This is a genomic window from Ruegeria sp. B32 (genome assembly GCF_025141855.1).
Lineage (GTDB): Bacteria > Pseudomonadota > Alphaproteobacteria > Rhodobacterales > Rhodobacteraceae > Ruegeria > Ruegeria arenilitoris.
The window spans coordinates 2478063-2503052 of sequence record NZ_CP081106.1 but is presented as its reverse complement, the minus strand read 5'-3'; the positions used below and the strand labels follow the sequence as shown (position 1 = coordinate 2503052).

The 24990-nt window shown below is 63.9% G+C and carries 25 protein-coding genes; 19 read left to right on the top strand and 6 right to left on the bottom strand.

What is annotated here, in order from left to right; all coding sequences use genetic code 11:
• Positions 1-768: a tRNA pseudouridine(38-40) synthase TruA gene (gene truA, locus K3752_RS12680; protein ID WP_260063415.1), complete on the bottom strand. Its 768-nt coding sequence runs from the start codon at positions 766-768 to the stop codon at positions 1-3.
• A gap of 112 nt (positions 769-880) precedes the next feature.
• On the opposite strand from truA, the gene K3752_RS12675 reads away from it, so the two are divergent.
• The 8 genes from K3752_RS12675 (at position 881) to K3752_RS12640 (ending at position 11499) form a co-directional block, all read left to right on the top strand.
• Positions 881-2293 (top strand): YcjX family protein, encoded by a 1413-nt coding sequence (locus K3752_RS12675; RefSeq protein ID WP_260063414.1) that lies wholly within the window; start codon positions 881-883, stop codon positions 2291-2293.
• The gene (locus tag K3752_RS12670; protein WP_260063413.1) at positions 2290-2733 is read left to right on the top strand and encodes a GNAT family N-acetyltransferase; all 444 of its coding nucleotides are present in this window, start codon (positions 2290-2292) and stop codon (positions 2731-2733) included. Before K3752_RS12675 ends, K3752_RS12670 begins: the two co-directional genes overlap by 4 nt.
• Before the next feature lie 3 nt (positions 2734-2736).
• A complete protein-coding gene (locus K3752_RS12665; RefSeq protein WP_170337845.1) occupies positions 2737-3726 on the top strand; it encodes a YcjF family protein in 990 nt (329 codons plus the stop codon).
• 60 nt (positions 3727-3786) lie between these two features.
• The gene (locus K3752_RS12660; RefSeq protein ID WP_260063412.1) at positions 3787-4497 is read left to right on the top strand and encodes a VIT1/CCC1 transporter family protein; all 711 of its coding nucleotides are present in this window, start codon (positions 3787-3789) and stop codon (positions 4495-4497) included.
• Positions 4498-4604: 107 nt separating this feature from the next.
• Positions 4605-7331 carry a DUF2339 domain-containing protein gene (locus K3752_RS12655; protein WP_260063411.1) on the top strand — a complete coding sequence of 909 codons (2727 nt, stop codon included), beginning with the start codon at positions 4605-4607 and terminating at the stop codon, positions 7329-7331.
• Between the two features lie 166 nt (positions 7332-7497).
• Positions 7498-10416: an isoleucine--tRNA ligase gene (gene ileS / locus K3752_RS12650; protein ID WP_260063410.1), complete on the top strand. Its 2919-nt coding sequence runs from the start codon at positions 7498-7500 to the stop codon at positions 10414-10416.
• Between the two features lie 83 nt (positions 10417-10499).
• The gene (locus tag K3752_RS12645; protein ID WP_260063409.1) at positions 10500-10955 is read left to right on the top strand and encodes a methylated-DNA--[protein]-cysteine S-methyltransferase; all 456 of its coding nucleotides are present in this window, start codon (positions 10500-10502) and stop codon (positions 10953-10955) included.
• A gap of 76 nt (positions 10956-11031) precedes the next feature.
• Entirely contained in the window at positions 11032-11499 is a 468-nt protein-coding gene (locus K3752_RS12640; RefSeq protein WP_170337856.1) for a hypothetical protein, read from the top strand.
• A 30-nt stretch (positions 11500-11529) separates the two neighbouring features.
• On the opposite strand, the gene K3752_RS12635 is transcribed toward K3752_RS12640, so the two are convergent.
• The 4 genes from K3752_RS12635 to fsa all read right to left on the bottom strand — a co-directional run bounded on the left by K3752_RS12635 (position 11530) and on the right by fsa (position 14801).
• Positions 11530-12225, bottom strand: coding sequence for a phosphatidylcholine/phosphatidylserine synthase (locus tag K3752_RS12635; RefSeq protein WP_093962794.1), 696 nt, complete (start codon positions 12223-12225; stop codon positions 11530-11532).
• Between the two features lie 92 nt (positions 12226-12317).
• Positions 12318-13238, bottom strand: coding sequence for a tyrosine recombinase XerC (locus K3752_RS12630; protein ID WP_260063408.1), 921 nt, complete (start codon positions 13236-13238; stop codon positions 12318-12320).
• Entirely contained in the window at positions 13235-13942 is a 708-nt protein-coding gene (locus K3752_RS12625; protein ID WP_260063407.1) for a DUF484 family protein, read from the bottom strand. Before K3752_RS12625 ends, K3752_RS12630 begins: the two co-directional genes overlap by 4 nt.
• 205 nt (positions 13943-14147) lie before the next feature.
• Positions 14148-14801 (bottom strand): fructose-6-phosphate aldolase, encoded by a 654-nt coding sequence (gene fsa / locus K3752_RS12620; RefSeq protein ID WP_170337507.1) that lies wholly within the window; start codon positions 14799-14801, stop codon positions 14148-14150.
• A 91-nt stretch (positions 14802-14892) separates the two neighbouring features.
• Between fsa and K3752_RS12615 the strand changes: the two genes are divergently transcribed.
• The 4 genes from K3752_RS12615 (at position 14893) to K3752_RS12600 (ending at position 19788) form a co-directional block, all read left to right on the top strand.
• Entirely contained in the window at positions 14893-17088 is a 2196-nt protein-coding gene (locus K3752_RS12615) for a primosomal protein N' (RefSeq protein ID WP_260063406.1), read from the top strand.
• 77 nt (positions 17089-17165) lie between these two features.
• Positions 17166-18398 carry an MFS transporter gene (locus K3752_RS12610; protein WP_170337509.1) on the top strand — a complete coding sequence of 411 codons (1233 nt, stop codon included), beginning with the start codon at positions 17166-17168 and terminating at the stop codon, positions 18396-18398.
• A gap of 68 nt (positions 18399-18466) precedes the next feature.
• A complete protein-coding gene (locus tag K3752_RS12605) occupies positions 18467-19345 on the top strand; it encodes a 50S ribosomal protein L11 methyltransferase (RefSeq protein WP_260063405.1) in 879 nt (292 codons plus the stop codon).
• A 98-nt stretch (positions 19346-19443) separates the two neighbouring features.
• Positions 19444-19788, top strand: coding sequence for a hypothetical protein (locus K3752_RS12600; RefSeq protein ID WP_170366671.1), 345 nt, complete (start codon positions 19444-19446; stop codon positions 19786-19788).
• A gap of 106 nt (positions 19789-19894) precedes the next feature.
• Here the strand turns inward: K3752_RS12600 and K3752_RS12595 are convergent, their stop codons facing one another.
• The gene (locus tag K3752_RS12595) at positions 19895-20116 is read right to left on the bottom strand and encodes a DUF1127 domain-containing protein (RefSeq protein ID WP_093962786.1); all 222 of its coding nucleotides are present in this window, start codon (positions 20114-20116) and stop codon (positions 19895-19897) included.
• 333 nt (positions 20117-20449) lie between these two features.
• Here K3752_RS12595 and ruvC point away from each other — a divergent pair, with 333 nt between their 5' ends.
• The 7 genes from ruvC (at position 20450) to tolR (ending at position 24987) form a co-directional block, all read left to right on the top strand.
• Positions 20450-20947, top strand: a complete 498-nt coding sequence (gene ruvC / locus K3752_RS12590; RefSeq protein ID WP_149775764.1) for a crossover junction endodeoxyribonuclease RuvC — start codon at positions 20450-20452, stop codon at positions 20945-20947.
• The gene (gene ruvA, locus K3752_RS12585) at positions 20944-21615 is read left to right on the top strand and encodes a Holliday junction branch migration protein RuvA (RefSeq protein WP_260063404.1); all 672 of its coding nucleotides are present in this window, start codon (positions 20944-20946) and stop codon (positions 21613-21615) included. The genes ruvC and ruvA overlap by 4 nt, the downstream gene beginning before the upstream one ends.
• Positions 21616-21619: 4 nt before the next feature.
• A complete protein-coding gene (gene ruvB, locus K3752_RS12580; RefSeq protein WP_170366669.1) occupies positions 21620-22639 on the top strand; it encodes a Holliday junction branch migration DNA helicase RuvB in 1020 nt (339 codons plus the stop codon).
• A 62-nt stretch (positions 22640-22701) separates the two neighbouring features.
• A complete protein-coding gene (locus K3752_RS12575) occupies positions 22702-23325 on the top strand; it encodes a hypothetical protein (protein WP_260063403.1) in 624 nt (207 codons plus the stop codon).
• Complete coding sequence (gene ybgC / locus K3752_RS12570) at positions 23322-23705, top strand: tol-pal system-associated acyl-CoA thioesterase (protein WP_170449219.1); 384 nt, start codon at positions 23322-23324, stop codon at positions 23703-23705. Before K3752_RS12575 ends, ybgC begins: the two co-directional genes overlap by 4 nt.
• Before the next feature lie 108 nt (positions 23706-23813).
• Complete coding sequence (tolQ, locus tag K3752_RS12565; protein ID WP_093962778.1) at positions 23814-24509, top strand: protein TolQ; 696 nt, start codon at positions 23814-23816, stop codon at positions 24507-24509.
• A gap of 1 nt (position 24510) precedes the next feature.
• Complete coding sequence (tolR, locus tag K3752_RS12560; RefSeq protein ID WP_260063402.1) at positions 24511-24987, top strand: protein TolR; 477 nt, start codon at positions 24511-24513, stop codon at positions 24985-24987.
• Positions 24988-24990 lie beyond the last annotated feature (3 nt).

Here is a 24990-nt window from a genome sequence, read left to right as displayed (position 1 = left end):
TCAGTCGAAAACAGGATCGGGGTAGCCCACCCGCGCCAGGTACAAACCTTGCGGCGGGCAGACCGGCCCGCAGGCCGCGCGGTCGGCGGCCTCGAGCGCATCGCGCACGTCCTGCGGTGTCCAGGCGCCCGCGCCGACCCGTTCAAGCGTGCCGACGAAACTGCGCACCTGGTTGTGCAGGAAGGACCGGGCGCGGACGTGGAAATGCACCTCGGGGCCGGAAAAGCCCTGAACCTGTTCGACGCGCAACTCGTCCAGCGTCTTGACCGGGCTGGCCGCCTGGCAGATCGAGGACCGGAAGGTGGTGAAATCGTGCCGCCCGATCAGCATGTCGGCCCCGGCCTGCATCGCGGTGACATCCAGCGGATGCCCGATCTGCCAGACCTGGCCCTTGTCATGGGTCGCGGGCGCACGGCGTATCAGGATGCGGAACAGGTATTGCCGCTCGATGGCCGAGAACCGCGCATGCCAGTCATCCGCCACGCGCGCGGCCTTGAGAATCGCCACCGGAAACGGCTTGAGGTGATAGTTCAGCGCCTCGGACAGGCGGAACGGGTCCCAATCTTTTCCAAGGTCGCAATGGGCCACTTGCCCCAGCGCGTGAACACCCGAATCCGTGCGCCCGGCGGCCGCGATCGTGTGTGACCCGGGCTGTAGTTTCGACAAGGCCGCCTCGATGGCGCCCTGGACCGAGGGCAGCTCTTTCTGCCGCTGCCATCCGGCAAACGGTTCACCTTGGTATTCGACTTTCAACGCGTATCTGGGCATGGCCTGCTGGTACCCTGCCGGACGCGCCCGGGCAAGGGCAGGCGGCAAAAGCGCTGGCAACCGGGGCAGCGGCTACCTATCTTGGGGCAAACAAGAAATGCGGGGCGGCGGTTTGGTCATCTCATCACTGGCAGACAGTCTTGTGCGCGGCGTCGAATCCGTCGGTGACCGCGTGTCCGAGACGTTTTTCGAACCGGTCGTGCGGCTGGGCGTCACCGGTCTGGCGCGGTCGGGCAAGACGGTGTTCATCACCTCGCTGGTGGCCAACCTGCTGGATCGGGGGCGGATGCCCGGCCTGGTCGCCCAGCAGGAGGGACGCATCAACGCCGCCTACCTGCAGCCGCAGCCCGACGACACAGTGCCCCGGTTCGATTATGAATCGCACCTGTCGGCACTGACCGGGCCTCAGCCCCATTGGCCCGACAGCACCCGCGCCGTGTCCGAGCTGCGCCTGTCGTTCAAGGTCCGCCCTGCCGGGCTGCTGGCTGGCCTGCAGGGGCCACGCACCGTGCATCTGGACATCGTCGACTATCCCGGCGAATGGCTGCTGGATCTGGCACTGCTCGAAAAAACCTATGACGACTGGTCGCGCGAAACGTTGGAGCGGATCGCGCAGCGTCCGGCAGCCGCCGATTTCCTGACCCAGGTCAAATCCGTTGATCCGGCCGACCCCCATGATGAACCCACCGCGCAGGCCCTGTCGCGGGGCTTTGCCGACTATCTGACTGCCGCGCGGGATGCGGGGTTTTATGACTGCACGCCGGGCCGGTTCCTGCTGCCGGGCGATCTGGCCGGGTCGCCGGTGCTGACCTTTGCGCCGTTGCCGGTCGAGAGCGCCGCGCGCCGCCGCAGCCTGCACCGCGAGATGGAGCGCCGGTTCGAGGCCTACAAATCGCAGGTCGTGAAGCCCTTTTTCCGGGATCATTTCGCCCGAATCGACCGGCAGGTGGTGCTGGTGGACGCGCTGGGCGCGATCCACAAGGGGCCGCAGGCGGTCGAGGACATGCGCCGCGCCATGGGCGACATCCTGTCGGCCTTCCGGCCCGGCCGCAATGCATGGCTCAGCCAGCTGCTGCTGGGAAAGCGGGTCGAACGCATCCTGTTCGCGGCCACCAAGGCCGATCACCTGCACCACCTGCAACACCCGCGCCTGACCGCGATCATGGAGGCCCTGACCCGCGAGGCGCGCGACCGCGCCAGGTTCGCCGGGGCCGAAACCGCCGCCATGTCCATCGCCGCGCTGCGGGTGACGACCGAAGAAATCCGCACCCACAACGGCGTCGAACTGCCCTGCGTGCGCGGAACTTTGGAGAATGGAAAACAGGCGGCCTTCTATCCCGGAGAGCTGCCCGAAGACCCCGCCCATCTGCTGGGCCCTGCGCGCAAGGGGGCCGACACCTGGTTGGGCGAGGATTACGGGTTCATGACCTTTGCCCCGGCGCATCTGTCGCTGCGTCCCGGTGACGGCCCGCCGCATATCCGGCTGGACCGCGCCGCGCAGTTCCTGATCGGAGACCGGCTGTGACTGTTACCCTCAGGCCCGCGCGCAGCCTCGACGCCGGGGCGGTCGGAGAGATCCTGCACGGCTTTGCACGCGAAAACGACTGGATGCCCGAGCTGCATTCGGGGGCCGAGACCATCGCCTTTTGCGGGCGGATGATCGAAAATGGATGGGTCACGGTTGCCGAACAGGGCGGCAAGGTCGCAGGCTTTCTGGCCGTGGACGGGACCGAGGTGCATTGCCTGTACCTGAGCCCCGCTGCGCGGAATCAGGGGATCGGCACACAACTGCTGGACAGCGCCAAGGCAGGTCGCCGAGAACTGGCGCTGTATGCGTTTCAGGCAAACACGGGCGCGTGCCGGTTCTACGAACGGCACGGTTTTGTCGAAGTGGCCCGCAGCGACGGGGCCGGCAATGATGAACATTTGCCGGACATTCGGTTCGTCTGGCGGAAAAAGGAGTGACGCATGGCCAAGGGTCCGGTTCTGATCGAGCTTGACGAGGATGCCCCGGCCGCCGACGTGGCGAAGGCCGCGCCGGTACCGGATATCGCGCCACCCCAGGGGCAGGCGATGCAGGCCGCGGCACGGCTGGCCGCGCGCAAGCCGTCGGTTCTGGGCCGGTGGTTCTGGGGGCTGGCGGTTGCGGTCGTGGGGGCGGCGGTCTCTGTCGCTGCATGGAATTTCGCCACCTCGTTGATCGCCAGCGTGCCGGTGCTGGGCTGGATCGTGACCGGCCTGATCTGCGCGCTGGTGCTGGTGGCCCTGCTGATCGCGCTGCGCGAACTGGCCGCGCTGGGCCGGCTGTCGCGGGTGGACGGGATGCGCCGCGCCGCCGATGCCGCGCTGGCCGATGCCGATCTGACGCAGGCCCGGGCCGTGACGCAACGCCTGATCGCGTTCTATCGCGGGCGCGAGGATACGCGCTGGGGCCGCGGCCGTCTGGGCGGCCGGATCGAGGAACAGTTCGACGCCTCGGGGCTGCTAGGACTGGTCGAGGACGAATTGCTGGCCCCGCTGGACGCCGCCGCCAGCCGCGAGGTCGAGGCCGCCGCGCGCCAGGTCGCGACGGTGACGGCGCTGGTGCCGTTGGCGCTGGCCGATGTGGCGACGGCGCTGCTGGCCTCGTTGCGGATGATCCGCCGGATTGCCGAAATCTATGGCGGGCGGGCCGGGTTTCTGGGGGGCTGGCGATTGACCCGAGCGGTTTTCGTTCACCTGGTGGCCACCGGTGCGGTGGCCGTGGGTGACGACCTGCTCGAACCGGTTCTGGGCGGGTCGGTCCTCAGCAAGCTGTCGCGCCGCTTTGGCGAAGGGCTGGTCAACGGCGCCCTCAGCGCCCGTGTCGGCGTGGCCGCGATGGAGGTCTGCCGTCCGCTGCCCTTCTCGGACCGGCACAGGCCGTCGACCCGCGGCATGGTCTCGCGCGCGCTGAGCGGGCTGTTTTCCAAGGGTTGATCTGCCGCAAAGCCAACGGGCCGCTGCACAGGGCACAATCTTCCGGAAGGGAGACCAGCCATGGCGGATCACGGCCACAGCCAACAGGAAATCGCAGACCGGATCGACGCCCCACCCGGGCGCGGGGTCCTGCGCGACGTGGTCTATGGCGGGATCGACGGATCGGTGACCACGCTGGCCATCGTGGCGGGCGTGGCCGGGGCCGGGCTTTCGCCCTTTGTCATCGTGGCCTTGGGCCTGGCCAACGTGCTGGCCGACGGATTTTCGATGGCGGCGGGCAACTACTCGGGGACCAAGGCCGAGCTGGACAATATCCGACGGATCCGCGCCATCGAAGAGCGCCACATCCGCCTCTACCCCGACGGCGAGCGTGGCGAGGTGCTGGAGATCCTGTCCCGCAAGGGCTTGTCGGGCCGGGTGCTGGAACAGGCAACCGACGCGATCACCGCCGATCGGGATACCTGGATCAACCTGATGATCGAGGGCGAATACGGGCTGGGCAGCGTCGATCCGCATCCGCTCAAGGCTGCAGCGGCCACGTTCGCGGCCTTTGTCGTGGCCGGCATGGTTCCGCTCGTGCCGTTCCTGTTGGGGGTTGAGGGCGCGTTTGCAGCCTCGGTCCTGATGACGCTGGGCGTGTTCTTTGCCATCGGCGCGATGAAAAGCCGGTGGTCGCTGGCGCCCTGGTGGCGCTCGGGGCTTGAGACGCTGGCGATTGGTGGAGCGGCGGCGGCAATTGCCTATCTCGTCGGGTCTCTGTTCCATCCCTAGATCACTGGCATCAGATCGCAACAGGCTGAAACCATTCGGGATTTCCAGACTGTCTTACCGCACCTGCACAGGATAGCCTGTAATGCAGATTTGCCCGGAGGTGCGGTTTGGAATCTCTGCTTGTTCTTGTTGGCCTGGTCGTTTTGGCGATGCCGGTATCTATTGTCGTCTTGCTGGTCGGCCATGCCCGTCTGCGGCGGCGGGTCGAGCAGTTGGAGAGTCGGTTGGGTGCCGGGCCGCAACCGGACGCGGAGCGGCCACCACAGACGCAGTCCGCGCCAATCGAAGCACCGACGCCTGAACCGCGACCGGCCCCTTGGGGCCCGCCGAAACAGGAAAGCCCACCGACGCCGGACCAACGGCCTGACGCTGAAGAATCGGCAACTGTTACTGAGAGAGCATCGCCTCCGGCCGCAGTGGTGTTCCGCGCCGAGCGGTTCGACGATCTGAGCGCGTGGCTGCGCGAGAACTGGTTCTATGCCGTATCTGCCCTGTCGCTGGCGCTGGCGGGGATTTTCCTGGTGCAATACGGGGTCGAGAACGGGTTGCTGCCGCCCACCGCGCGCGTGCTGGCTGCCTTGGGCTTCGGCGCGCTGCTGATCGTGGCGGGTGAAGTCGTGCGGCGCCGATACGGCGATGACGAGTCGTCGGCGACCGCCTATCTGCCTTCGGTGTTTTCGGGTGCGGGGCTGGTCACGCTGTTTGGCGGCGTTCTAGCTGCGCGCCAGCTCTATGACCTGATCGGCCCCGAGGCGGCCTTGGCGGGCATGATCGCCATCGCCCTTGTCGGGCTGGTTCTGGGCTGGTTCCACGGCCCGCTGCTGGCGGCGATCGGGTTGATCGGAGCCTTTGCCGCACCTTTCGTCGTGGGTGGAGACTCGGCTGACCCGTCCTGGCTGTACGGATATTTCTTCGTGATCACTGGGCTTGGGCTTGGGATCGACACGGTGCGGCGCTGGGCCTGGGTTTCGGTGCTGTCGCTGGTGGGCGCCTATTTGGCGGGCCTTTTGCTGGTGACGGGTTCGCCGATCACGGAACCGGCTTTCCTCGTCTACGTGGCCGCCGTTGCCGTGATCGCCATTGCCATTCCCGTGCGCCGGATCTGGCCCGATCACGACGGGGCGATGTTCAGTGAACTCCTTGTCAGAAAATCCAGCGGTCCGTGGCCCGAATTTCCGACGCGCCTGGCCTTCGGGGCGGTGATGGCAAGCTCGGCCATTCTGGCACTGCAATGGGCGGATACGAGCGGTGAGTTCTGGCTGGCTGTGATCCTGCTGGCGGGGCTGACTTTCGCCCTGCTGATCTGGGCAAAGGACGCACCGGCCCTGCAGGACATGACCGCGCTGCCTGCCCTGGGGCTGGGTGGTTTCGTGTTCACGCATGGATTTGATGGCGGCGCGGTGGCGCGTGGGTTCTGGCAGACCTATTCCGAAACGCCCGAGGCCGCTTTTCCGTTGGCCGTGACCTGGCTGGTTGCGCTGGGCGCGGTGATTTCTCTTCTGGCGGCATGGCGGTCGTTCCGGGGCGGGCGGTACCCGTTTGTCTGGGCCGGTGCCGCCGCGCTGTACGCTCCGACGCTGGCCATAGCTCTTGAGCTTGGCTGGCGTCCGGCCAGCGTGATCGGCGCCTACCCCTGGGCCTTGCATGCGGTTGCGCTTGCGGCGCTGATGGTGGTGCTGGCCGAGCGCTTTGCGCGTGTGGATGGCGAGGCCCGGATGCGTCCGGCTTTGGCCACGCTGTCGGCTTTGTCCTGCTTGACCTTCGGCTGCGTGATCGTGCTCAGTTCGGCGGCGCTGACTATCGCTTTCGTAGTCACGATCATCGCGGCGGCGGCGCTGGATCGGCGGTTCAACCTGCCACCGATGAGCTGGTTCATCTGGGCCGGCGTTGCCACAGTCACGTTCCGGCTGATCCTGAACCCGGGTCTGGACTGGGCGCTGCACGCGCCGGTTCCGGAAATGGCGCTGGTCTATGGGGCTGCGGTTGCAGGCTATCTTGCCGCATGGTGGATGCTGCGCTCGTTGGACCGCCCAGTCGCCAATGTCATGCTAGACAGTGCAGCGTGGGCGACGGGCGGCGTTCTGGTGTCTCTGCTGCTGTTGCGCTGGCTGGAAGGGCTGGGCGAGGGCGGGGCCGACGACAGCCATTGGGGTTTGGGCCTGCTGTCGGCCATTTGGCTGCTGCTGGCCTTTGCGCAGGTGCAGCGCTTTGCGCTGGGCGGGCGGCTGAACTGGGTTCGGGTCGCACTGGGCGTGTTCTTTGCCGCGCATGGCCTGTTGTGGCTGGCGCTGGCTGCGACAGTGGCCAACCCTGTTTTGCGTTTTGGGGCAGATCCTGTTCTGGGGCCTCCGGTGGTTAACACGCTTGCCATTGCCTATCTGCTGCCGGCCCTCGTCATCGGCCTGTCCGCGTGGCGGATCCCCAAGATGCCGGCGCAGTTGCGGCTGGCCTGTCAGGGGGTGGCCATTGTGCTGAGTGCCTTGTGGCTGGGCCTGACCATCCGGCATTTCTGGCAGGGTGCGGCAGGGATGTATGAAGGCAACGGCGTATCCCAGCCCGAGCTTTATACCTATACGCTCGCCCTGCTGGTGATCGGCGCGGCGCTGTTTTATCAGTCGCTGGCCCGTCGGTCGGACCTGATGCGCAAGGCCGGGCTGGCGGTGATCGGGTTGGCGGTGGCCAAGGTGTTCCTGATCGACATCTCGGGGCTGGGCGGTCTGATCCGTGTGTTTTCGTTGTTGGCCTTGGGGCTGGCGCTGGCGGGTCTGGCATGGCTGAACCGTTGGGCCAAGCTGCGCCATTCGCCGCAGGGGCCGGAAGCTCTGGACCAATAGGCGCAACCGGCCTATAAGCCCGGCCATGCAAGACGTTCTGGCCATTATCATTCGAATTATTTCCCCGGCGCTCTGAGTTTCCGAGACGCCGGGCAAAGGTGCTTGAGTTCATCGCACCGACCGCTTCGATCCAAACACGCCAAGATCATCCAAGGGACGCCTCTCCATGTGCGCCGACACGACCCAGACACCCGACTACAAAGACACGCTGAACCTGCCCCGAACCGAATTCCCCATGCGCGCCGGCCTGCCCAAGCGCGAGCCCGCATGGCTGGACCGCTGGGAGAAGATCGGCGTCTATGACCGCCTGCGCGACAAACAGGGGCGCAAGCCCTTCACGCTGCATGACGGCCCGCCCTATGCCAACGGGCACCTGCATATCGGCCACGCGTTGAACAAGACGATCAAGGACATGATTGTGCGGTCGCATCAGATGATGGGCTTTGACGCGCGCTATGTGCCCGGCTGGGACTGTCACGGCCTGCCGATCGAATGGAAGATCGAGGAACAGTACCGCAAGAAGGGCAAGAACAAGGACGAAGTTCCGGTCATCGACTTCCGCCAGGAATGCCGCAAGTTCGCCGAGGGCTGGATCGACATCCAGCGCGAGGAGTTCAAGCGTCTGGGCATCACCGGCAACTGGGCCGATCCCTACGTCACCATGGACTATCACGCCGAGGCGGTGATCGCGGACGAGTTCATGAAGTTCCTGATGAACGGCACGCTGTATCAGGGCTCGAAACCGGTGATGTGGTCGCCGATCGAAAAGACCGCCCTGGCCGAGGCCGAGGTCGAGTATCACGACAAGGAAAGCTTCACCATCTGGGTGAAGTTCAAGGTGGTGAACACCGGCGACACCACGCTGGACAACGCCTACGTGGTGATCTGGACCACGACGCCCTGGACCATGCCGTCGAACAAGGCCGTGGTATACGGCAAGGACATCTCGTACGGGCTGTACGAAGTGACCGGCCGCCCCGAGGATTGCTGGGCCCGGATCGGTGACCGGTACCTGCTGGCCGACAATCTGGCCGCCGACGTGTTTGCGCGGGCGCGGCTGGACGACACCATGTACCGCCGCCTGTGCGACGTCACGCAGGACGATCTGGCCAAGATCCAGCTGCAGCACCCGCTGGCAGGGGCCGAAGGGTCCAACGGTGAATGGGATGACATCCGCGATTTCCGCGCGGCCGATTTCGTGACCGATACCGAAGGCACCGGCTTCGTCCATTGCGCGCCCTCGCACGGGATGGAGGAATTCGAGCTGTTCCGGGATCTGGGCATGCTGGAACAAGTCATCACCTACAACGTGATGGACGACGGTAGCTTCCGCGCTGACATGCCGTTCTTCGGCGGCAAGTACATCCTGTCGCGCAAGGGCGGCGAGGGCGATGCGAACAAGGCTGTGATCGACAAGCTGGCCGAGGTCGGCGGGCTGCTGGCGCGTGGCAAGATCAAGCACAGCTATCCGCATTCGTGGCGGTCCAAGGCGCCGATCATCTATCGTAACACACCGCAATGGTTCGTGTCCGTCGACCGCAAGCTGGACGACGGCATGGACGAAATGGGTGGCACTATCCGCGAACGCGCCCTGCGCTCGATCGACGAGTTGGTGAAATGGACGCCGCCCTCGGGCCGCAACCGCCTGTATTCGATGATCGAGGCGCGCCCCGACTGGGTTCTGTCGCGCCAGCGTGCCTGGGGTGTGCCACTCACGTGCTTCACCAAGAAGGGCGCTCTGCCCACCGACGCGGACTATCTGCTGCGCAACGCGGATGTGAACACCCGCATCAAGGCCGCGTTCGAAGAACACGGTGCCGATGTCTGGTACACCGACGGGTTCAAACAGCAGGTGCTGGATGGCATCGTGAACCCCGACGATTATGACCAGGTGTTCGACGTTCTGGACGTGTGGTTCGACTCGGGCTCGACCCATGCGTTCGTTCTGCGCGACCGTGAAGATGGCACCGACGACGGCATTGCCGATGTCTACATGGAGGGCACCGACCAACACCGCGGATGGTTCCATTCCTCGATGTTGCAGGCCTGTGGCACGATCGGCCGCGCGCCGTATCGCAACGTGGTCACGCACGGGTTCACGCTGGACGAGAAGGGCAACAAGATGTCCAAATCGCTCGGCAATACCATCGTGCCGGAAGAGGTCGTCAAGCAATACGGTGCCGACATCCTGCGCCTTTGGGTGGCCCAGACCGACTATACCGCCGACCAGCGGATCGGGCCGGAAATTCTGAAAGGGGTCGCCGATAGCTATCGCCGGCTGCGCAACACGATGCGCTTCATGCTGGGCTCGCTGGCCGACTTCACCGAGGCCGACCGGATCGATCCGGCCGAGATGCCGCGTCTGGAACGCTGGGTGCTCAGCCGCCTCGCCGAGTTGGACGAGCAGGTCCGCAAGGGCTATGCCGCGTTCGACTTCCAAGGCGTGTTCAGCGCGGTGTTCAACTTTGCCACGGTCGACCTGTCGGCCTTCTATTTCGACGTGCGCAAGGATGCGCTGTATTGCGACGGGGACACCCCGCGCCGCCGGGCCGCGCGCACGGTGCTGGACATCCTGTTCCACCGTCTGACTACCTGGCTGGCGCCGATTCTGGTCTTCACGATGGAAGAGGTCTGGCTCGAGCGGTTCCCGGGCGAGGACAGCTCGGTGCATCTGGTCGACTTCCCCGACACGCCTGCCGATTGGCGCGATGCCGAGCTCGAGGCGAACATGGCCAAGATCCGCCGTGTACGCCGTGCGGTGACCGCCGCGCTGGAAGTGCAGCGCCGCGACAAGGTCATCGGCTCCAGCCTCGAAGCCGCGCCGATCGTGCATGTCGAGGATGCGGAAACCCGCGACCTGCTGGCGACCTTCGACGTAGATGACCTGTGCATCACCTCGGGCCTGACCGTCACCGCCGACCCTGCCCCGGCCGAGGCGTTCCGCCTGCCCGAGATCGAGGGCGTCGGTGTCGTGTTCGAAAAGGCCGAAGGGGCCAAGTGCCAGCGCTGCTGGAAGATACTGCCAGATGTGGGACGCCACGCCCACCCCGGCGTCTGTGGCCGATGCGATACGGCGCTGAGCTGAAAATGATCCCTGAAACCCCCGCCATCGCGCGGGGGTTTTTCTTGCGGCTTGCGACGCACCCGCCAATCTGAAACTCTGCGCCCATGCCGATGATTGCAGTGGAAACCCAGTTCGGATGCCTCGGGATCGAAGAAGAGGACGGTGCCATCACCAGTCTGGTGTGGGACGGTCACACAACGGGTGAGACGACCCCGCTGCTGATCGAAGCGGCATCACAGATCAGGGCCTATGCCGAGGGCCGGTTGCAAAAGTTCGACTTGCCACTGCGTGTCGTTGGGTCCGAATTCCAGAAACAGGTCTGCGGCTTGATGTCCGCGATTCCTTTCGGTGACACGCGGACTTACGGTGATATCGCGCAGGATCTTGGATGTCCGGCGCAAGCTGTCGGGCAGGCCTGTGGTGCCAACCCGATTCCGGTGATCATTCCCCGTCACCGCGTTCTGGCGGCAAGCGGCCTTGGCGGGTTCTCGGGGCAGGGCGGGGTTGAGGGCAAGGTTGCCCTGTTGCGTCACGAGGGGGCTGCCAGTCTGCTGATCTGACCGCCGGAATCCGGTTGCAATCTTTCGCAAAGCGTCCCAACCTGAGACAGTTTTCGAACCCGAAGGACTGCAATTCATGACTGCGAAAATTGACCCCGCCGCCCGGAAGAAGGCCATCATTGACCAATTGATGGCGTTGGAGGCACAGGAGTTGGCGACGGCGCAGGCGCACCACGATGCCTTTCAGAAAGAGTCCCAATTGGATGACCGGGAAGGCCACGACAAGGATGATATCGCGGCATCGCGCGAAAGCGCAGATCTGGCCGCCGCGTTTGACGGGCCGGTGCATGCGCATCATGCCAAGATTGACGTGATCGAAAACACCGATTTCAGCCTGACGGATACAGTGCAGCCGGGCGCCGTAGTCTGGCTGGGCGATCGGCATTTCGTCGTCTGCGTGTCGACCACCAAGTTCGACGTGGATGGTGAAACATATATGGGGATTTCAACCCAAAGCCCGATCTATCTGGCCATGGCCGGAATGCGCAAGGGCGACGTCTTCACCCATAATGGCACCGAGTTCGAGATTCGGGAAATTCTCTGATCTGTGATTTTCGCCCGTTCGGGCCGCGTCTCAATCGCGGCTCGGCGGCATGATTTGCTGGGCGATCCCCGCCGAGACCAGATACAGGCTGGTCACAACCAGACCCCAATGCGCCCAGCTTTGCGGGTGAAAATCCACCCAAGCGGCCCATCCGGCAAAAAATGTCCATGCGAAGGCCATGGGCAGGGACAGGTTGCGCCAGCGTTCGGTGCGCACGGGGTGAATGAATTTCAGGGGCAGAAACATTGCAACGGCCAGCAACGCCACAAGGACGAGGCTGAACCAGAAGTCGGGCTTCAGCGCAAAGATCACCACCACGACCATGTTCCAGCAGCCGGGAAACCCGGAAAAGGAATTGTCCTTGGTCTTCATCCGTGTGTCGGCAAAATACATCGCGCTGGCGAATGTGATGACGATGATCGCGAACCAGCCGGTCCAGCCGTCCATCAGACCGGATTTGAACAGCGCATAGGCCGGAATGAAGACGTAGGTCAGATAGTCGATGATCAGATCCAGCAGAACACCGTCGAACTCGGGTGCGTTCTTTTTGACGTGATAGTGCCGCGCCAAGGGGCCGTCGATTCCGTCGACGATGAACGAAACGACCAGCCACAGAAACATCAGGCTCCACTTTTCCTCGACCGCGGCCAGCATGGCCAGCATCGCAAATACGGCTCCGGTCGCGGTGAACAGGTGAACGGCTAAAGCTTTGAATCTGAGTGTCATGACCCGTGTCATGTACGATGCGCGCCCGAGATGCAAAGCAAAAAGCCCCCGGTATCGGCGCCGAAATGTGGTTGCTGCAATTCCGCCGCGTCTCAGGCTTTGGGGTGCGCGCGGTTGTACACCTCCATGAGGCGCGCGGTGTCGACCGCTGTATAGGCCTGGGTGGTCGAAAGGGAGGCGTGACCCAGCAGTTCCTGAATGGCCCGAAGGTCTCCTCCGGCCGACAGAAGATGGGTGGCAAAGCTGTGCCGCATCGCGTGTGGAGTGGCCGTTGCCGGAAGACCCAGTTGCATACGCGCTTTGGCCATGACGCCCTGAATCGCCCTTGGATTCAGAGCCTTGCCCCGTACGCCGCGGAACAATGGGGCGGTCGGGCTTTGGGGATGTGGGCACAACTCAAGGTATCGGTCGACCGCTTGGCGCGCAGCGGGGATGACAGGAACGATCCTTTCCTTGTCACCCTTGCCGACAATTCTCAGCGTGTTGGGCAGGGGGGCATCCGCGCCGGTCAGGGACAGGGCTTCGGAAATGCGAAGGCCGCAGCCATACAGCAGGGTCACGACGGAAACGTCGCGGGCGGCAACCCAATCTGACCCGGACTGCAGCTCGACCGTCTCGATCATGGCGCGGGCGGCGTCTTCGGCCAGAGGGCGCGGCAGTTTCTTGGTGTATTTCGGGGCGCGGGTGGACAGGACGGCGGTGGGCTCGAATCCCTCGCGTTCGGCCAGCCAGCGATAGAAGCTTTTGACGGCGGACAATTTTCGCGCCAGTGACCGCGCGCCGACGCCGGATTCGCGTTGCTGTGCCATCCAAGCCCGCATGTCCGAAACGGTGATGCGCTCGAGCGCCGCCAGCCCCTGCCGTTCGCTGTGATGCAAAGTCATGAAAGACAGGAAATCCGAGACATCCCCCCGATAGGCATTGATGGTGTTTTCCGAACGGCCCGCCAAAGCGGTCAACCCCTCCAGCCACAACTGCAACGCATCGCGGCAGGCTGGAGAGATCAGGCTCACGACAGCCAGTGGCGCATCGACCGTTCGAATACGCCTGCAAAAAAGGCCAGCAGATCAGTGCCCAATTGAGGCGAGAAGTGCCTTGGGTCGCGCGCGCCCATGACAATCATGCCCGGCAGACGCCCTTTGCCGAGATCCAGCTGCATACATGCCTCAGATTGCAGCTGGTCCAGTTGATCCCCGTGCACTCTGCGGTTGGGCTGGCGAATTTCGCGCAGGACAACCTCGCGCGCGGGGTGGTTCGGTGCGTTTTCCATGTAGGAATGCACGAAACCCGGTTCCGCCACGGCCAGAACACCGTCCAGCCGGTCGATGCTTGGGTCCTGCTGGACCATCGTCGTTTCCAAGACCAGCGTGATGCGGTCGACGCGGAGGATTTCGGCAACTTCCGTACCCAGCACGCGCAGGAAGTCCTCGAATTCCGTCGGCTCGAGCAGGCGCAGGATGGCGCGGTGAACTTGGTTGGTTCCGGCGAGGTTCTCGTAGGCGGCGGCAATGACCGAGCGATGTGTGTCCTCCAGCCGGTCCAGCCGTGCCTCAAGCCGTTGCATTGCGATGCCGCGCAGGTCGATGATGTTGTCTCCGCGGGCGCGTTCGTTCGCGGCGACCAGCGCCTGCATCAGATCCTTGTCGTCCAGCACGGCGTCCGGCTCGGCCAGAATCGCGGCGCGGAGGTTGTCCTCGAGTTTGGGATTGCTGCTCATATCCTGTCCGGTCTTTTTTTGTTGGGGGCGTTATAGCACGGGTGCCCGGAAATACCTTGGGAAAAATGCACGTTTAGGTGGATTAGGCGCCGTGTGTGGGGGCGTGGCTCCCGCCTGCAGGCATTTGATCAAAGATCAAGCCCCCTGCAGTTGGGCCAGGCGCGGCCCTAGTCGGGGCCGCGCGGTTGTACTTGGGATCAATGGATCACAGAATCTTCTGACCGGTCTTGGCCCAATCTGACAGGAAGGCCTCGAGCCCCTTGTCGGTCAGCGGGTGATCAGCCAGCTTCTTGATCACGGCAGGCGGGGCGGTGATCACGTCGGCGCCAATGCGGGCGCTGTCGGCCACATGGTTCACGCTGCGAATCGAGGCAGCGAGGATCTCGGTTTCGAACCCGTAATTGTCATAGACCTGGCGGATGTCGGCGATCAGGTCCATGCCGTCGAGGTTGATGTCGTCCAGACGCCCGATGAAGGGTGAGATGAAGGTCGCGCCTGCCTTGGCCGCCAGAAGCGCCTGATTGACCGAGAAGCACAGGGTGACGTTGACCATCTGGCCTTCGTCGCTGAGCGTCTTGCAGGTTTTCAGGCCGGCCCAGGTCAGCGGCACCTTGACGGCGATGTTCGGTGCGATCTGCGCCAGCTTGCGGCCTTCGGCGATCATGTCCTCGGCTTCGGTGGCGACGACTTCGGCGGAAACCGGGCCATCGACCAGGTCGCAGATTTCCTTGGTCACTTCCAGAATGTCGCGACCCGATTTCAGGATCAGCGAGGGGTTGGTGGTGACACCGTCCACCATGCCCAGGTCGTTCAACTCGGCGATGGCGTCGATTTCGGCTGTGTCTACGAAGAATTTCATCGGGGCAGTCCTTTGATGGGTTGGCCTTGCTCGCGGATGCCTTTACCTCAAAGAGACCCGTGCTGAAACCCCTGCTGAAGAAAGGCGCGCATTGAGCGACCCGGTGCATTTCGACCAAGGTGAGCTGGTGGCGGTTCTGACGACCCAGCCACTGGACCGGACGTTGGATTACAAGGCGCCCGAGGGGGGGTGTTTCCTGGGGGCCTTCGTCGAGGTGCCGCTGGGCCCGCGCAAGGTTCTGGGCGTGGTTTGGGGTGCGGGGCGCGGTGATTTCGACCGCAGCAAGATCCGCTCGGTCATCCGGGTACTGGACGTGGCGCCCATGCGCGAAGAGATGCGCCTGTTCCTGCAGCGCGCGGCCGACTACACGCTGACGCCGATGCCGGCGATGCTGCGGCTGGCCACCCGCGCGCCCGGGCTGGGCGACCCGCTGTCGATGCGCAAGATCTATCGGCTGGGCAGCGGCACGCCCGACCGCATGACCGATGCCCGGGCCCGGGTGCTGGAGGTGCTGCGTGACTATGGCGGGCTGGCCTTCACCCTGAAGGAACTGGCCGAGATGGCTGGGGTCACCTCATCGGTCGTCAAAGGGTTGGTCAAGCAGGGCGCCGTGCGCGAGGAGGACAGCCCGCGCGACCTACCTTATCCGACGCTGGATCCGGACCGGCCGGGCAAGGCGCTGACACCCGATCAGACCGCTGCCGCCGACACGTTGCGTGCAGCACTGCGCAGCGGAACCTATGGCACCACGCTGCTGAAGGGTGTGACCGGGTCGGGCAAGACCGAGGTTTACCTTGAAGCAGTGGCCGAGGCGCTGCGCATGGGCCGGCAGGCGCTGGTGCTGCTGCCCGAGATCGCCCTGACCGCCGAGTTTCTGACACGGGTCGAGGAGCGGTTCGGTGCGCGCCCGGCCGAATGGCATTCCGGTGCCACAATGACTGAACGCCGCCGGGTCTGGCGCATGGTCGGGCAGGGCGATGGGCAGATGGTAGTCGGCGCGCGGTCGGCGCTGTTTCTCCCGTTCCGCGATCTGGGCTTGATCGTGGTGGATGAGGAACACGACACCTCGTACAAGCAGGAAGATGGCGTGCATTACAATGCGCGCGACATGGCGGTGCTGCGGGCGGCGATCTGCGGCTCGCGCGTGATCTTGGCCAGTGCCACGCCCTCGCTGGAAAGCTGGGCCAATGCCGAGGCCGGCAAGTACGACCGGCTGGACCTGACTTCGCGCTTTGGCGCGGCGGTGCTGCCGGACATGAAAACCATCGACATGCGCGCCGAGAAGATGCAGCCGGGCACCTGGATTTCCCCAAGCCTGCGCCAGGCGGTGCAGGCGCGCATCGAGAAGGGCGAACAGTCGCTGCTGTTCATCAACCGCCGTGGATATGCGCCGGTGACGCTGTGCCGGGCCTGCGGCGAACAGATCGCCTGCGACCACTGCGATGCGCGCATGGTCGAGCACCGGTTCCTAAAACGTCTGATGTGCCATCAGTGCGGCGAGACCAAGCCCATGCCCGAGGCTTGCCCCGCCTGCGGGGTCGAGGGCAAGCTGGCCCCGGTCGGCCCCGGCATCGAACGTCTGGCCGAAGAGGCCGAGGCGACCTTTCCCGACGCCCGCATCGCCATGCTCAGTTCCGACCTGTTCGGCTCGGCCCGGGCGCTGAAGGCCAAGATCGAAGAGATTGCCGAGGGTGACGCAGATATCGTCATCGGCACGCAGCTGGTGGCCAAGGGGCACAATTTCCCGAACCTGACGCTGGTCGGGGTGATCGACTCGGATCTGGGCCTGCACGGGTCCGACCTGCGCGCTGCCGAGCGGACCTTTCAACTGATGCGGCAGGTGGCGGGCCGGGCCGGGCGGGCCGACAAGCCGGGGACGGCGCTGCTGCAGACTTTTCAGCCCGAACACCCGGTGATCCGCGCGATCCTGTCGGGGGATGAGGAAGGGTTCTGGCGTGCCGAGGCCGCCGGGCGTCAGGCGGCCGGGGTGCCGCCTTATGGCCGGATGGCGGGGATCGTGCTGTCCGGCCCCGAGGTCGGGCCCGTCTTTGACATCGGCAACGTATTGGCGCGCAATGACGCGCCGCTGCGGCAGATCGGGGCACAGGTCTTTGGGCCTGCCCCGGCACCGATTGCCCGTATCCGCGGGCGGCACCGGGTAAGGCTGCTGGTCAAGGCGCCCAAGGGGGCACCGATCCAGGACGCCATCGCCCGCTGGATCGCACCTCTGCGCCTGAAGGGAGACATCCGCCTGACCGTCGATATCGACCCGCAGAGCTTCTACTGACTCTGCATCAGCGCAGACCACATGTGCACGGGGGATTTCCTCTCGCCAGCCGGGCGGATTGGGCGTAGAGAACTCTCATGCTGAAACCGATGCCCCTGTCCCAGGCCCAGAGCCTGCCGTTCTGGCGCCGCCCCGTCACGTTGCTGTTCGTGATGGCGCTGACCATGCCGATCGCCTTCAACGCATGGAGCGCACTGCTGAACAACTTCGTGATCGAAGTCGCGGATTTCGACGGGGCAGACATCGGCCTGCTGCACACGGTGCGCGAAATCCCGGGCTTTCTGGCCGTGGGCGTGATCGCGGTGATAATTTTCGTGCGCGAGCAGGTGCTGGCCATGATTTCGCTGGTGCTGTTGGGTGTGGCCACGGCAGTGACGGCATGGTTTCCCAGCCTCGGCGGGCTGCTGTTCGTGACCCTGTTCAGCTCGATCGGGTTTCACTACTACGAAACGGTGAATCAGTCGCTTCAGCTGCAATGGCTGCCCAAGGACCGCGCCCCGCAGGTGCTGGGCTGGCTGGTGGCGATGGGGTCGGCCTCGACGCTGGTGGTCTATGGGCTGATCGTGCTGACCTGGGACCGGTTCGATCTGTCCTACAACACGGTCTTCATGGCGGCTGGTGGGCTGACAGCGGTACTCGCACTGTTCTGCCTGATCGCCTATCCACAATTCGATGCGCCGACACCGCAGACCAAGAAAATCGTGCTGCGCCGGCGCTACTGGCTGTATTACGCGCTGCAGTTCATGGCGGGCGCGCGGCGGCAGATCTTCGTCGTGTTCGCGGGGTTCATGATGGTCGAGCGCTTCGGCTTCGAAGTGCATCACCTGACCAGTCTGTACCTCATCAACCTGATCATCAACATGGCCGCCGCCCCTTTGCTGGGCAAGGCCGTCGCGGTGTTTGGCGAGCGGCGTACGCTGATCTTCGAATATCTGGGCCTTGCCATCGTATTTGCGGCTTATGGCGGCATCTACTGGTTTGGCTGGGGTGTGCTGCTGGCGGCTATTCTCTATGTCATCGATCATGTGCTGTTCGCGCTGGCTTTGGCGCTCAAGACCTATTTCCAGAAAATCGCCGACCCGGCCGATATTGCCCCCACCGCGGCGGTGGCCTTCACCATCAACCACATCGCGGCGGTGTTCCTGCCGGCACTGCTTGGCCTATTGTGGGTCGTGTCGCCGGGGGCGGTGTTCGGTCTGGCGGCGGGCATGGCGCTGATCTCTCTGGCGCTGTCGCTGCTGATCCCGCGCCACCCCGAACCGGGGAACGAGACCATCTTTTCGAAATACGCGCCCGCACCGGCCGAATGACACGCGCGACGCTTGACCTCGGCGGCTGACGGCCCTAGGCGCAAAGGCGGTTTCTGCAGGAGGTTCCCATGCCCACATTCACCGCTCTGACCACCCTGAAAGGCAAAGCCGCGGCCGACAGCCTGGGCGAAGCGATGGAGCGTCTGGAGCCCGAACCCACCGGCGTGGGTGTTTTCGAGGTCGAGGACGGCTCGGGCCTGTGGGAGGTCGGCGGCTATTTCACCGAAAGCCCCGACGAGGCCGCCCTGGCCCTGCTGGCGGCGGCCTTCGAAGCCAAGCCCTTCGTGGTGTCGGAACTGCCGGAAACTGACTGGGTCGCCCATGTCCGGCGCGAGCTGGCCCCGGTCGAGGCCGGGCGGTTTTTCGTCTATGGCAGCCACGATGCCGACAAGCTGCCCGAGGGGCGTATTCCGCTGCTGATCGAGGCAGCGATGGCCTTTGGCACTGGGCACCACGGAACGACGCTGGGGTGTCTGAAGGCGCTGGACAAGCTGATTGAGAATGGGTTCGAGGCCAGCAAGGTCGCCGATATCGGCTGCGGTACGGCGGTGTTGGCGATGGCGGCGGCGCGGATCTGGGAAGGTGACATCCTGGCCAGCGACATTGATCAGGTCGCCGTCGACGTAGCCGAGGCCAACCTGAAGGCCAACGGCATGGCCGGAGCCGTCCGTTGTGTCGAGGCTGCCGGATTTGACCATCCTGACCTCCATGCGGCGGCGCCTTACGATCTGATTTTCGCCAACATTCTGAAAGGACCGCTGGTGGCCCTTGCCCCGGAAATCGCGCAGAATCTGCGCGGAGGCGGACATGCGATCCTGTCGGGAATCCTCAACGAGCAGGCCGACGAAGTGGAATCAGTTTATTCACGAAACGGGTTCAATACGATGGATCGGTCAATGATTGGTGAATGGACGACGCTAGTCTTAACCAAACAGGGCGCAAATTAGACCATTTGCAGGAGTTTTGTGGATTTTTGCCACGGTTTTGACGCATTCTCTTTCTACCGTCATCCAATGAATTTGGGGGGCGGTTTTTGGAGGCTGCCATGACAGGAAAACAACTTGAATTCGATCAGCGCGTTCATCGGCTGACAAAGAAACACAACAAGATGAGCCGTGGCTATCGCGCGACCATGCGCAAAGATGGTCTGGTCGTCATGAAACCCCAGCGGGTACGCTCGGCGGTTCCGGCCAAGGTTCTGTTGCTGTGCCTGTGCGGATTTTTTGCTTTCAAAGCGTTCCTGCTATCCAATCTCGGTCCGACCGGATACCAGTATCGGGTGGATGCCCTGAACGAAGGGACATCGGTTGAACAGGCGGGCGCGTGGATCATGCAGATCGATCCATTGTCGCAGGCCATTTCGACACAGCTGAACAAGATTCTCTACTGAACTCTCTCTCCTAAAGAGCCTTCAAAAGACAAAAACACCGCGTACCTCTCGGTCCGCGGTGTTTCTGTGCTGCCCCGAGGGAGGATAGGGGCGAGAGCGGGTGGTTTCAGTACAGACGGCGGCGGCCAGCAGCGACCTCGTCGATGTCACCGCGGCACAGGCCTATATCTTCCAGTTCACGGTTGCTCAGACCGTTCAATGCATTGCGCGTCACGCGTGCGTCGTTCCAGGCGACAACGGCGTTCACGACGGATGCCAGAAAGGCGCCGATACGGCCGACAAGGCCAAACGAGCCAATCGAGGCGCGGGTTGTGTCAATTGCAGCCATATCCTGCTTCCTTCTGTTCAGTGTTGACGTTTGAATGTCGAATTCCCGGGCCAGTTAGTGATGTCGGATTGACCTTGCAAGTGCTGAAACTGCATGTGTCCTATGCAGTTTTTGCAATGCTTCGAAAATGATGAAAGTCCCTTAAATTATTGGTGAAAACTGCTTTGGGAATGTGTCGGTTTCAGACTTTCTAGGGTCGCAATGCGTCCGAGTTGTCGCGGACGGACCAGGCGTGTCGCATTTGGGTGCCGGATCAATTTTCTTGGAAAATGTTCACGCTTCGTGCTAATCGAGAGAAAAGACAATGAAAACCCGAGCAGGCCGAGGCACAACATGCGAATTCTGGGCATTGATCCGGGGCTGCGAACCCTGGGGTGGGGCGTCATCGAATCACATGGCAGCCGACTGAGCCATGTTGCCAACGGCCTGTGCAAATCCGACGGGGATGATCTGGGCGAGCGGCTTTTGTCGCTGCACAACCAGATCGTCGAGGTGATCGCCGAACATCAGCCCGACCAGGCAGCCATCGAACAGACCTTTGTCAACAAGGACGGCGCCGGGACGCTGAAGCTGGGTCAGGCGCGCGGAGTGGCGTTGCTGACCTTGGCGCAGGCTGGGTTGCCGGTGGGCGAATACGCGCCCAACCGGGTCAAGAAAACCGTGGTCGGCGTGGGGCACGCCGAGAAGGAACAGATTCTGCACATGGTCAAACTTCAACTGCCGGGATGCCAGCCCAAGGGGGCCGACGCCGCGGATGCGCTGGCGATCGCGATCTGTCATGCGTTCTACGGTGCGACACCGCAGGCGCGCATCAAGCAGGTGGCCACATGATCGGCAAACTGAACGGACGCATCGACTACCGCGCGGCGGATCACCTTCTGATCGACGTGCGCGGGGTCGGCTACATCGTCTATTGCTCGGACCGGACCATGGCGGCCCTGCCGGGTGTGGGCGAGGCGGTCTCGCTGTACACCGATCTGGTGGTGCGCGAGGACCTGATGCAGCTTTATGGCTTTCTGTCTCTGGTCGAGAAAGAATGGCACCGGCTGCTCTGCTCGGTTCAGGGGGTAGGGGCCAAGGTGTCGCTTGCAATACTGGGCGCGCTGGGTCCGGACGGAGTCAGCCGGGCCATCGCGCTGGGCGATTGGGGCGCGGTGAAGGCGGCCAAGGGTGTCGGGCCCAAGACCGCACAGCGCATCGTTCTGGACCTGAAAGACAAGGCGCCCGGCGTCATGGCGATGGGCGGCACGGTGACCGAAGCGATGGACGGCCCCGTGGCCGAGGTGGTTGAACCCGCAGACCCGGCGCCAGCCCCGATTCGGGCCCCGAAACCCGGTGCGGGTGCGGCGTCGGCCGGTGCATTGTCGGCGCTGTCGAATCTGGGCTATGGCCCGTCCGAGGCCGCCTCGGCCGTGGCAGAGGCCGCCGCCAACCTGCCCGATGCCGACGAGGCCGAATTGATCCGCGCGGCGTTGAAACTGCTGGCTCCGAAAGGTTGAATGAATGGTTGATGCCGACCCGACCCTGCGCCCGCAGCCTCTGCCCGAGGACAACGACCGCGCCTTGCGCCCGCAGGGGCTGGACGAATTCATCGGCCAGGCCGAGGCGCGGGCCAATCTGCGCATCTTCATCCAGTCGGCCCGCCAGCGGAACGAGGCGATGGACCACACGCTGTTCCACGGCCCGCCGGGCTTGGGCAAGACGACGCTGGCGCAGATCATGGCGCGCGAGCTGGGGGTGAACTTCCGCATGACCTCGGGGCCGGTTCTGGCCAAAGCCGGGGACCTTGCGGCCATCCTGACCAACCTCGAAGAGCGCGACGTGCTGTTCATCGACGAGATTCACCGCCTGAATCCGGCGGTGGAAGAGGTGCTGTACCCGGCGATGGAGGATTTCGAACTGGATCTGGTGATCGGCGAGGGGCCCGCGGCCCGCACCGTGCGGATCGAGCTGCAGCCCTTTACCCTGGTCGGGGCGACCACGCGGATGGGCCTGCTGACCACGCCGCTGCGCGACCGGTTCGGCATTCCCACCCGGCTGCAATTCTACACCGTGGAAGAATTGCACGAGATCGTCACCCGCAACGCCCGCAAGCTGGGCGCGCCGGCCGATGACGACGGTGCGCGCGAGATCGCGCGCCGGTCGCGGGGCACCCCCCGTATCGCTGGGCGGCTGCTGCGGCGGGTCGTGGATTTCGCCATCGTCGAGGGCGACGGACGCATCACGCGCGAGTTGGCCGATGGCGCGCTGACACGGTTGGGCGTCGACAATCTGGGTCTGGACGGGGCAGACCGCCGCTATCTGAAATTGATCGCCGAGAATTATGGCGGTGGCCCGGTGGGGATCGAGACCCTGTCGGCCGCCCTCTCCGAAAGCCGCGACTCGCTGGAGGAAGTGATCGAGCCCTATCTGCTGCAACAAGGCCTGATCCAACGCACGCCGCGCGGCCGGATGCTGGCGCAGAAGGCCTGGACGCATCTCGGCATGCCCGCGCCCAAGGGACAGAGCGACCTGTTTGGTTGAAGCCGCCGGCCTCAGACTTTAAGGCTGGGGCGAGAGAATTTTCCAAAGACGAAGGGCAGGGCGTGACACCCGAAGAGATCCAGGCGTTGTTTACCCGATCCGATGGCGCGTTCCTGTTTGCACGTTGGGGACGGCCCATCGTGCCGATCGTGTTCGGGGTCACGGATGAAACCCTGGCCACGGTCAAAGGCGCGTTCGAGGCGGTCGTTCCGCTGGCCGACCACAAGATGGCCGAGACCGACCCCGAACTGGGCGCCAACTGCATGGTGTTCTTCTTTCGCGAGTGGAGCGAGTTGCCCGAGGTTCCCGACCTGGATCGTCTGATTCCCGACCTTGTCCCGCTGGTTGCACGGCTGGAGGACGCCGGTGCGAACCAGTACCGGATTTTCCGCTTCGACGAAGACGGCGCGATCCGGGCGGCCTTCGTCCTTCTGCGGATGGACCGCGAGTTATCGAAGGTGCCGGCTGAAACCCTGGCCCTGTCGCAGGTCGTTCAGACCATTCTGCTGTGGTCCGACACGGCGTTCCGCGACCGCTCGCCCCTGGCCGTGGCGGGCGACACGACGATCCTTCGGCCTGACATTGCCGGGCTGATCCGCGCCGCCTATGATCCGGTTCTGCCGGCGGTGGCGCAGGATCCGTCGCACGCTCTGCGCCTGTTTGCCCGGATGGAGCGTCCGCAATGAAACACGTCTTTCCCATTCGCGTCTATTACGAGGACACCGACATGGGAGGCGTGGTCTATCACGCCAACTATTTGCGCTATATCGAGCGCGCCCGGTCGGATTGGGTGCGCAACCTGGGCAATGACCAGAACGCAATGCGCGAGGCTGGTATCATCTGGGTCGTGCGGAGGGTCGAGGCCGACTATCTGGCGTCTGCGCGGTTCGATGACGAGCTGCTGGTCGAAACCGAGGTCGTCGCGATTTCCGGCGTGCGACTGACCATGGCTCAACTCATCCGGCGCGGCGAGACCGAAGTCTTTCGCGCGACCGTGACGGCCGTTTGCGTCAATCAGGATGGCCGGCCGATCCGGCTCCCGGCAGAGATTCGCGCATTGCTGTAACAATTTGCTCAGCCCCTGTGGTTCTGTTGGCAATTTGCCCCTAACTACGCTAGCGTTTGGCAAAACAAGGCCAATCAACGGCTGTCAGGCAAAACAAAGAGCAGGTTCATGGAAGCTGAAACGCTGGCGCTGGCGCAGGAGATCGATTTCTCCATGTGGGGGCTGTTCGCCCGTGCGACATTCATCGTGAAAGTGGTGATGCTGATCCTTGTGGTCGCATCCTTCTGGTCATGGTCGATCATCATTCAAAAGCTCATCACCTATCGCAGCGCGCGACGCGAAGCGCAGGTGTTCGACGAGGCGTTCTGGTCGGGCAACCCGCTGGACGAGCTGTTCGAACAGATCGGAACGCAGCCGGATGGCAGTTCCGAAAAGATATTCGCAGCCGGCATGATCGAGTGGCGCCGCTCGCACCGCGCCGACGGTGGACTCATAGCTGGCGCGCAGGCCCGGATCGATCGTTCGATGGATGTGGCCATCGCAAAAGAGGCCGAAGGCTTGCAAAAGGGGCTTTCGATCCTTGCGACCGTGGGTTCGACTGCGCCCTTTATCGGCCTGTTCGGTACGGTTTGGGGCATCATGAACGCCTTCATCGAAATCGCCGAACAGCAGAACACAAACCTGGCCGTCGTGGCACCGGGCATCGCCGAAGCTTTGCTGGCGACCGGTCTTGGCCTGCTGGCCGCAATTCCGGCCGTAATCTTCTACAACAAGCTTAGCGCGGACAGCGATCGCATCGTTGGCGGATACGAGGCTTTTGCCGACGAATTCGCAACCATTCTGTCCCGCCAGTTGGACAGCTGACATGGGAGCGGCGATCCAGCAATCGTCTGGCGGCAACGGACGACGCCGAGGACGGCGGCGCGGGCGTGCGCAGCCGATGGGTGAAATCAACGTCACACCCTTTGTCGACGTGATGCTGGTGCTGCTGATCATCTTCATGGTCGCGGCGCCGCTGATGACCGTTGGGGTTGAGGTTGATCTGCCCAAAACCGCCGCCAGCGCTCTGCCCGGCGACAACGAGGAACCGTTGACCGTCACGCTGACAGCCGACGGGCGGGTTCAGATCCAGACCACCGAGGTGACCCGCGACGAATTGATCGGCAAGTTGCGCGCCATTGCTGCCGAGCGCAGCAGCGACCGCGTCTACCTGCGGGCCGATGGCGCCATTCCTTATGTGCAGGTCATGCAGGTCATGGGTGCGTTGAATGCCGGCGGGTTTTCGAATGTGGGCCTTGTCACCGATACTGGCGGGCCGGCGCTGGACGCGGGCGGAGAGTGAGGC